The following is a 7613-nucleotide window of genomic DNA, read 5'->3' on the forward strand; positions in this document are numbered from 1 at the left end:
TTTTATTTTTTTTGTTATGTTTTTTTAAATTTTAAATTTTAAATTTTTATTTTTTTTATTTTTTTTGTTATGTTTTTTTAAATTTTAAATTTTTTTAATCCTTGAAATTTTAAAATCTTTTTTTAACACTCTTTTTCATGAAGTCTTCCATTTATGAAGTTTCCTCTATTTATTCTTGATAAGGTCATGTTCCTTATTTGGTCCTTTAAAAGTTCCAAATCATATGTGTTGTCCTCTTTCAATGCCTGTGAATAAAGGGAAACGACTGTTGAACTGTATTTCGGGCTTGAGAATCTGGAGTCAATAATCACTGAATCGATTCCTGTGTCCTTGATTGTCTCAATTTCATTTATAAGACATAAGCAGTCCTTGTTTATGAAATGACTGTGTCTGTTGTAGTCAAAGACCACCTTATACTTGAATTTCTTTCTCTTTTGATCTTCAAGGATTGCATAATCTGAAGAGTCTCTAATTATAAAGTCCCTTCCTTCGTTAAGGTTTGAAAAGTCATCCTTGCTGCTCATGACTTCCAGATTTCCTTGAACTATGATATTCAAATCCATATTCTCTTTATTTTCATCCCTTATGAATTTATATTTGCAAACCATTTCCCTAATTTCCTTATGTGAAAGCTCAGATGATAATATAATGCTTTTAAAACCTGATTTTTCCAGGTTTTTCAGATTGTAGCTGTTCCAAACATTGAGGTTGTGATTTCCATAAACATCATTTTTAAAGCTTTTCCTGATTCCTGGAGTGTCATACATGATTGGAATGATTATATTTTCCTCTTCAAGTTCATCAAGGATTTTCCTTGCCCTTTCAATTTCCTCATCACTTATAAATGAAGATAAGACCCAGACAAGTTTTTCCTCTTTCTCTATTTCATCCTTGGATTTTCCATGGTTTATCCTCTTGTATGCTTCCCTCAATAGGTCTTTTACATTGTCAAAGTATTCTTCAGGATTTGTATATAAAAAGGATGGGTCGAAGAAATACTTGTGGATAGGAAGCTTTGACACCATGTCGATAAGGTCAAGGTTTTCAAGCATTATTGAAAGATTTAATTTCTCATTTCTAAGGGGAATCTCATTATATGATTCATATTCCCTTATGAACTGATTAATCCTTTTATTTGTTTTTCTGATTTCCCTTTTGTCTGCCTTGAAGTAATTAAGGTAGAGTTCAGTGGCTTTGTCAAGTATTGTCCTTCTTATTTTATTCAATTTTCCAATTGGAATGAATAAGTCATCCGGCAATTCATTTATGCTTAAGTTTTCAATATAGAATGGGGTTGAACCTGTTTTTGAAAATTGCTTTTCAATATCCTCAACACTTATAGGCCTTTTTTGAGCCTTTTCAAATTTTGATTCGGATATGTATCTGAAATTGAAGTTTTCAATCCTATTTTCATTGTTTATTCCCTTTTCCTCAATCTTGAATTTTACATTGATGTTTAGGCTTAAGTCATCATTTAATCTAATGTCAAGGCTCAATGGGATATGGGGATTGATTTTTTCATTGTGGAATTGCTTAAGGTAATCATGGGTTGATTTTGAAAAGCTTAAGAGAACCTTGTCTCCAACCCTAACATTTCTTGTAGTTTCAAGCTTTATGTATTCCTCATTTTGTTCTATGATATTATCGATGTAAATTCCCTTGATTTTATCCTTGTATTTAAAGCCGATACCGTCTCCCAAGTCAAGATTTATTGAAAAATCCTTGTTTTCCTTGGAGATTGTAATGATCTCTCCCTCTTTTTCAATGATTTTTCCAATGTAAACCCCTTCATGTCCAGAGCTTTCCCTTCCCAAGACCTGTCCTGGTTTTTGATTAAGAATGTATCCGTCTGTAAACTTTCTGTTGAATACGAGGGACAATTCCTTTTTGTATTCATCATTTTCAGCCTTTATTTTCTTAAGTTCCTCTTCATCACTTTCCTCTTTTTCCATTTCCACATTGTCAATGAGGTGTCTGTATGCATTAACTATTGTTCCTACATAATCTGCAGATTTCATCCGTCCTTCAAGCTTTAGGGAGAATACTCCTGCATCTTCAATTTGGTCAAGACCATTAAAGACAGCCAAGTCATGTGTAGAGAGAAGATAGCCGTTTCCAACATTGTAATTCTTGTATTTAAGTTTGTATTGCTTACGGCAAGGCTGTGCACAGGCTCCCCTATTTCCACTTCTTCCGCTGTTGTATGATGAGATGTAACAGTTTCCGCTAAAGCAGTAGCATAATGCCCCATGTCCAAAGACTTCAAGTTCCATGTTTAAATTGGAATCCTTAAGTTTTTGGGAAATTTCCCTTATCTTTTCCACATTCAGCTCACGTGGAAAGACTATTCTTGAAATATTGTTCTCAACAGCCCATAGGACACAGTCATAGTCACTTAGGGTCATTTGTGTTGAGGCATGCACTTCAAGGTCTGGGATAAGATTTTTGATAAGTTCAATAATTCCAAGATCCTGTACGATAACTGCATCAACGCCTATTTTATAAAGTTTGAAGAGGTATTTGACTACTTCAACAATTTCAAAGTTGTTTATGAGCGTATTGACTGTAACATGTATTTTAACTCCATTCAAATGGGCATATTCAACACTTTTTTCTATCTCCTCAAGTGTAAAGTTCTTTGCAAATGCCCTTGCTCCAAATCGCTCTCCGGAAATGTAAACTGCATCAGCTCCTGCATTGACTGCAGTAACTAGAATGTCATAATTTCCTGCAGGGGCCAATAATTCAGGTAAAGTCATTAAAATAATCTCCTTTTTTAATTTTATATCGATGAATAATAATTTTTTCAATCTTACTTATTTTGATGAATAATTCATTATAATTTTTTATCTTCTCTTTTTGCAGATTGTATTTTATATATTTCTACAATCGTATCTTAATATTGAATTTTTATTTTGTAATTGTCTAACAATTTATAATTATGTTAATTTTATTATATACATATTTTTATAATTGGAAAAAATACAGTTCATTTTTTTAATTTAAAAATTTCTTAAAATCATGTTTTTTTTAATTTAAAAATTTCTTAAAATTTTGTTTTTTTTAATTTAAAATTTTTTAAATTTTGTTTTTTTTAATTTAAAAATTTCTTAAATTTTATTGGTCTGGATTTTCTAAAAAATTAATTAAAATTATATATTTTAAAAATAAATCTTATTTTATGTATATTGTATTGGAAGGAATAGATGGTGCAGGAAAATCAACTCAAATCACTTATTTAAAAGAATGGTTGGAAGATAATGGCTTAAAAGTAGAAACAATTGTTGAACCTACTGATTTGGAAGTTGGAAGACTTATTCGTAAATTATTAACTCGTTCAGATGCTACAAGTGAAACTATGCAAAAGACTTTAGGCCTTTTGTTTGCAGCGGACCGTCTTATTTTAATGGATAGGATTGAAGAGCTTGAAGCTAATAATACTGTTGTTATTAGTGATAGGTCCTTTTATTCCAGTTTGGTATATCAGGAGCCTCAGGAATGGATTAAGGAATTAAATAAATATGCTAAAGAACCTGATATGGTTCTTCTTTTAGATTTGGATGTTAAAAAGTCTGTTGCCCGAACTGAAGGAACTGATGAATTTGAAAATGAGGAGTTTCTGACTGGAGTTAAGGAAAATTATCTAAAATTAGCAAGTGAAAATGATAATTTTGTAATTGTTGATGCTAATAATGGGCCTAATAAAGTCTCTTCAGACATAAAAAAAGCTGTAGCTCCATTATTTGACATTTGTAAAGATTGTATTTTATAAAAAAAAGAATTTTCTTATCTTAGACAAGTTTTTACTTATTTTTTCTATTTTTTATTTTTATTTATTTTTTCTATTTTTATTTTTTATTTTTTTATTTTTATTTATTTATTTATTTTATTTTTATTTATTTATTTTATTTTTATTTTTTCACTTTTTTTATTTTTTTAAGTTATAGTTTATTTTTAATTATTTTTTCAATCAAAAAACATACTTTAAAACTATTTTTTAAAAATAAAATAAAATTAGTAGAATTATCTTTCTAATTCTGCTAATCTTTCTTTCATTAATTTTGTAAGGTATGCTTGTGCCTTTTCAAGTTCCTCTTTTGTTCCTAAAAGTTTTGGTCCAAATTCAGTTTGTTTCAATTCAACATTGAATTCTTCATAAACATGTGCAAGCATTTGCTCTCCAATTCCATTAGTAAGTTTCATTTCATAAATTGGTTCATCTTCCATTTTATCACCTAATTTATAATTAATTCATGATTATAATTTTATTTAGTTTTCTGCCATAAAGTCCCTTACAGGTTTCAAGAAGTCAATTAAGTAAGCTGTAATTGCATTTTTTAAATCCATTGGGTGTAAGTTTCCTTCACCAAACAGTTTATACAATTCATCTTTAGTTAATTCAAGGTTACCACCAAATTTTTCAGGTCTTTCAATCAATAATGTGTCTTGATTTGTGAAAACGAAGTGGTCTGCAATTTCCAGAATAGGATTGTCTTCAAGTTCTCCTTGAGGGCAGTAGCTTTTTCTTATTTTTTCGCTGATTACTTCAGGTTCATCGTCAACAGCAATGTAGTTTCCCTTGCTTGAGGACATTTTCGCATCTCCGTCAAGTCCATGAATTAAAGGGGTGTGGATACATACAGGAGCTTCCTTGCCTATTCTTGGCAAGCTTTCTCTAGCCAACATTTGGATTTTTCTTTGTTCCATGCCGCCTAAAGCAATATCCACCTCTAAGGCAGCCATGTCTGCAGTTTGCATAAGGGGATAAACCACACTTGCTACTTTAGGGTTGTCATCGTGTCTGCTGACTTGATCCATACTTCTTTTTGCTCTTTTTAAGGTAGTGATTGTAGCTAATTGATAAACGTCATTTGTGTAGTCGCTTTCTGTTTGGAAAGTTGATCCGTAAATATATTCGGTATCATCTGCAAGACCAAGACCTTGGAAACATTTTTTATTGTATTCTGCAGTTTCTGCAATTTCTTCAACAGTTCCTTTTCCATTTAGGAAAGCGTGGTAATCAGCAAGCAGTATTTTTATCTTAAATCCTAATTTTTGCAACTGTTTAAGTTTCATGATGGTAACTGCATGTCCCAAATGAATTTTTCCAGAAGGTTCATAACCTGTATATGCGATAGGGTTCTCTTTTTCAAGTTTTTCTTTTAATTCGTCTACTTCGATGATTTCTAATGTTCCTTCTTGGATTAATTCGATTTTTTCTTCTATATTCATAAAATCACTTTCTTCGTTTAGTAATTTGATAATTATAATTTTAAATCATTTTTTTTTGTTTAGTAATTTGATAATAAAATTTTTATTCGTTTTATTTGTTTTTTAGTTTTTATTTTGGAGTTTAATCTTGATTGATTAAATAAATCTTTCCATTTATTTTTATACAGTCGATTTCCTCTCCAATATTGCAGTCTTGAAGATTTTCATTCATTTCCAAATCAACTGGACTGTAGTCTTCCGGATCTAAAACTTGAATGCTTTTTGGACTTTTTGCTGTGATAATGACCTTTTGAATGTCTTTTGTGTCTGCCATTTTTTCTATGGAGTCATATTCTCTCCATTTTAATGCAGTCTTTTCCATAGTGTCCAAATTCAATATTTGAATTCTTTTTCCATCAATTGAAATTATCTTATAGATTCCATCATTATATTTTATGAATTCCCCTTTTTGGAAGTTTGGAAGTCTTACTGAAATCCAGATTCTGTATAATCCCTTTCCAGTATTCTTGTCTTCGCTTATTAAACGGGGAGACTCTTTTACGATTGCTCCAAGTTCGTCCTTGAGATGTTCGACAAGTTTTTTTGCAGTCTTGTAGGATCCTATATAATAGTCATTTCCCTCCTTTAGTTTTGCAACTTGGGGGATATAGGCCAATTTGTCCTTTTTCATCTGTTTTTTAAGGGTTCTATAGATTATCTCTTCAGATGTTTCAATTTCCTTTTCATCCAGGTCCCTTTTGTCTGCACGTAATTGGATAACTGCTTCATAATATCCTGCAGCTTTTTTACTGCAATCAGGACATACTGAATGATTTATTTTAACGTCTGGAGTGTGGGTTTCAACTATTTCCTCTCCTAAAACTGTTGCAACCGCTTCAACATAACATTCAGCAATTGTTCCTCTCATTTGGTCAATTTCAAGTTCAATCTCTTCATTTTCAGCCAAATCACTTAGGCTAATGTTTCTCTCCAAAGCCCTATAGATTATCTCTTCATCTGGAAGATATTCGTCTTTCCATTTTCCCTCTTCCAATTTGGCATTGCAGTGGCTACAAACAGTAACTGTTATGTTTTCAGGTATTGTCATAAGTTGAAACTTTTTTAAAAAACAGTTTTTACAAATGTTATCAATCATTTCAACATCTGTAGCACCACATTCTGGACAAAACATTTGGAACACTCTATAAAAATAATTTTGAAATTTTTTAAAAATAAAAAGAAAATTTTAAAGATTTTCTTTAAATTAATTTTAAGACTATATTTAAGAGAATATTGTTTTTTTCTTAAAAGGCTTATTTTTATTTATCAATTTAAGAAATTTTGTTTTTTTTTTCTTAAAAGGCTTATTTTTATTTATCAATTTAAGAAATCTTTAATTTTGTAAATTAAGGGTTTATTAATTTTAATAATTTTAATAATTTTAATAATTTTAATAATTTTATTAATTTTGTTTAAAATAAAAAAAGAAAGAATTTATAATGGTTTTAATGGAGCTTTTGCACCACATGCTGCACATTTTAAGATGAAAATTCTGTCTTCTCTTATAATCTTGGTATCCGGTCTGTTACATTCATGACAGATAACGTATTTTTCAATATATTCGTCAATTCTTTCATTAATAAGGAAATGATTGAATTTACCTTGTAAGATTGCTCTAACTCCTTCCAAGTTACCTGCAGTACCTAATTCTCTGAGCAAGTATTTTAAGATGTGTTGCGGGTCTCTGTTTAAGGAATCAGCCACATCTTTGAAATTTTGAATAAAGGTTCTATTACCTTGAATAACAGAGTAAGCTTTAACAGGTTCAAATCTTTTTGTTTCAAATACTTCAGGAGGTAACTGGTCTATAGCTCTGTTTAATAAATTTTCATAGTCATCCATTTTATCACCTTGTGAATAATTAATAAATCAGTTTGAGTAAATTAAATAAGATTTTTTAAATCTTAATGAATTAAATTTTATAACATGTTTTTTTTATTTGTTATAAAATTTTTAAATCAATATAATTAATATAATAAATTTAAAAATAGTTATCGAATTATATTATTATAAATTATATGTTTTATTATTTATTAATGTAATGATTTTATAAAAAGTTTATCTTTAATATAAAAAAACAGTATAAAAAATGAATTATAAATAGTAAAGGAAGGGTTTAAAATTCGTGAGAAAGGAATTATAAATAGTAAATGATGGGTTTAAAAATTTGTGAGAAAGGAATTATAAATAGTAAATGATGGGTTTAAAAATTTGTGAGAAAGAATAATATTGTAAAATAATGGTTTAAAATTCGTGGAAATGAACTGAATTAGTAACAAGTTAATTTAAAAAGTAAAAAGAGAATAAAAAAGTAAATTTAATTTAAAAAGTAAAAAGAGAAT

At 29.3% G+C, this 7613-nt stretch carries 6 protein-coding genes; 1 reads left to right on the forward strand and 5 read right to left on the reverse strand.

What is annotated here, in order from left to right:
- Nucleotides 1-122: 122 nt before the first annotated feature.
- Nucleotides 123-2759, reverse strand: coding sequence for a U32 family peptidase (locus Q0138_RS06465; protein ID WP_297982234.1), 2637 nt, complete (start codon nt 2757-2759; stop codon nt 123-125).
- Between the two features lie 422 nt (nt 2760-3181).
- Here Q0138_RS06465 and tmk point away from each other — a divergent pair, with 422 nt between their 5' ends.
- Nucleotides 3182-3772: a dTMP kinase gene (gene tmk / locus Q0138_RS06470; RefSeq protein ID WP_297982236.1), complete on the forward strand. Its 591-nt coding sequence runs from the start codon at nt 3182-3184 to the stop codon at nt 3770-3772.
- Nucleotides 3773-4023: 251 nt separating this feature from the next.
- On the opposite strand, the gene Q0138_RS06475 is transcribed toward tmk, so the two are convergent.
- The 4 genes from Q0138_RS06475 to Q0138_RS06490 form a co-directional block, all read right to left on the reverse strand.
- Nucleotides 4024-4227 (reverse strand): hypothetical protein, encoded by a 204-nt coding sequence (locus Q0138_RS06475; protein WP_297982239.1) that lies wholly within the window; start codon nt 4225-4227, stop codon nt 4024-4026.
- Between the two features lie 42 nt (nt 4228-4269).
- Nucleotides 4270-5232, reverse strand: a complete 963-nt coding sequence (locus Q0138_RS06480; protein WP_297982242.1) for a tyrosine--tRNA ligase — start codon at nt 5230-5232, stop codon at nt 4270-4272.
- A 121-nt stretch (nt 5233-5353) separates the two neighbouring features.
- Nucleotides 5354-6403 (reverse strand): 60S ribosomal export protein NMD3, encoded by a 1050-nt coding sequence (locus Q0138_RS06485; protein ID WP_297982244.1) that lies wholly within the window; start codon nt 6401-6403, stop codon nt 5354-5356.
- 302 nt (nt 6404-6705) lie between these two features.
- Nucleotides 6706-7113, reverse strand: coding sequence for a translation initiation factor IF-2 subunit beta (locus Q0138_RS06490; RefSeq protein ID WP_012955392.1), 408 nt, complete (start codon nt 7111-7113; stop codon nt 6706-6708).
- Between the last annotated feature and the right edge of the window lie 500 nt (nt 7114-7613).

The organism is uncultured Methanobrevibacter sp., assembly GCF_937906425.1.
In the GTDB taxonomy this organism is placed as follows: domain Archaea; phylum Methanobacteriota; class Methanobacteria; order Methanobacteriales; family Methanobacteriaceae; genus Methanobrevibacter.

Bases quoted from the DNA above. Each gene is read 5' to 3' on its own strand.
- Q0138_RS06465 (WP_297982234.1), bottom strand. From the start codon at position 2,759: ATGACTTTACCTGAATTATTGGCCCCTGCAGGAAATTATGACATTCTA.
- tmk (WP_297982236.1), top strand. From the start codon at position 3,182: ATGTATATTGTATTGGAAGGAATAGATGGTGCAGGAAAATCAACTCAA.
- Q0138_RS06475 (WP_297982239.1), bottom strand. From the start codon at position 4,227: ATGGAAGATGAACCAATTTATGAAATGAAACTTACTAATGGAATTGGA.
- Q0138_RS06480 (WP_297982242.1), bottom strand. From the start codon at position 5,232: ATGAATATAGAAGAAAAAATCGAATTAATCCAAGAAGGAACATTAGAA.
- Q0138_RS06485 (WP_297982244.1), bottom strand. From the start codon at position 6,403: ATGTTTTGTCCAGAATGTGGTGCTACAGATGTTGAAATGATTGATAAC.
- Q0138_RS06490 (WP_012955392.1), bottom strand. From the start codon at position 7,113: ATGGATGACTATGAAAATTTATTAAACAGAGCTATAGACCAGTTACCT.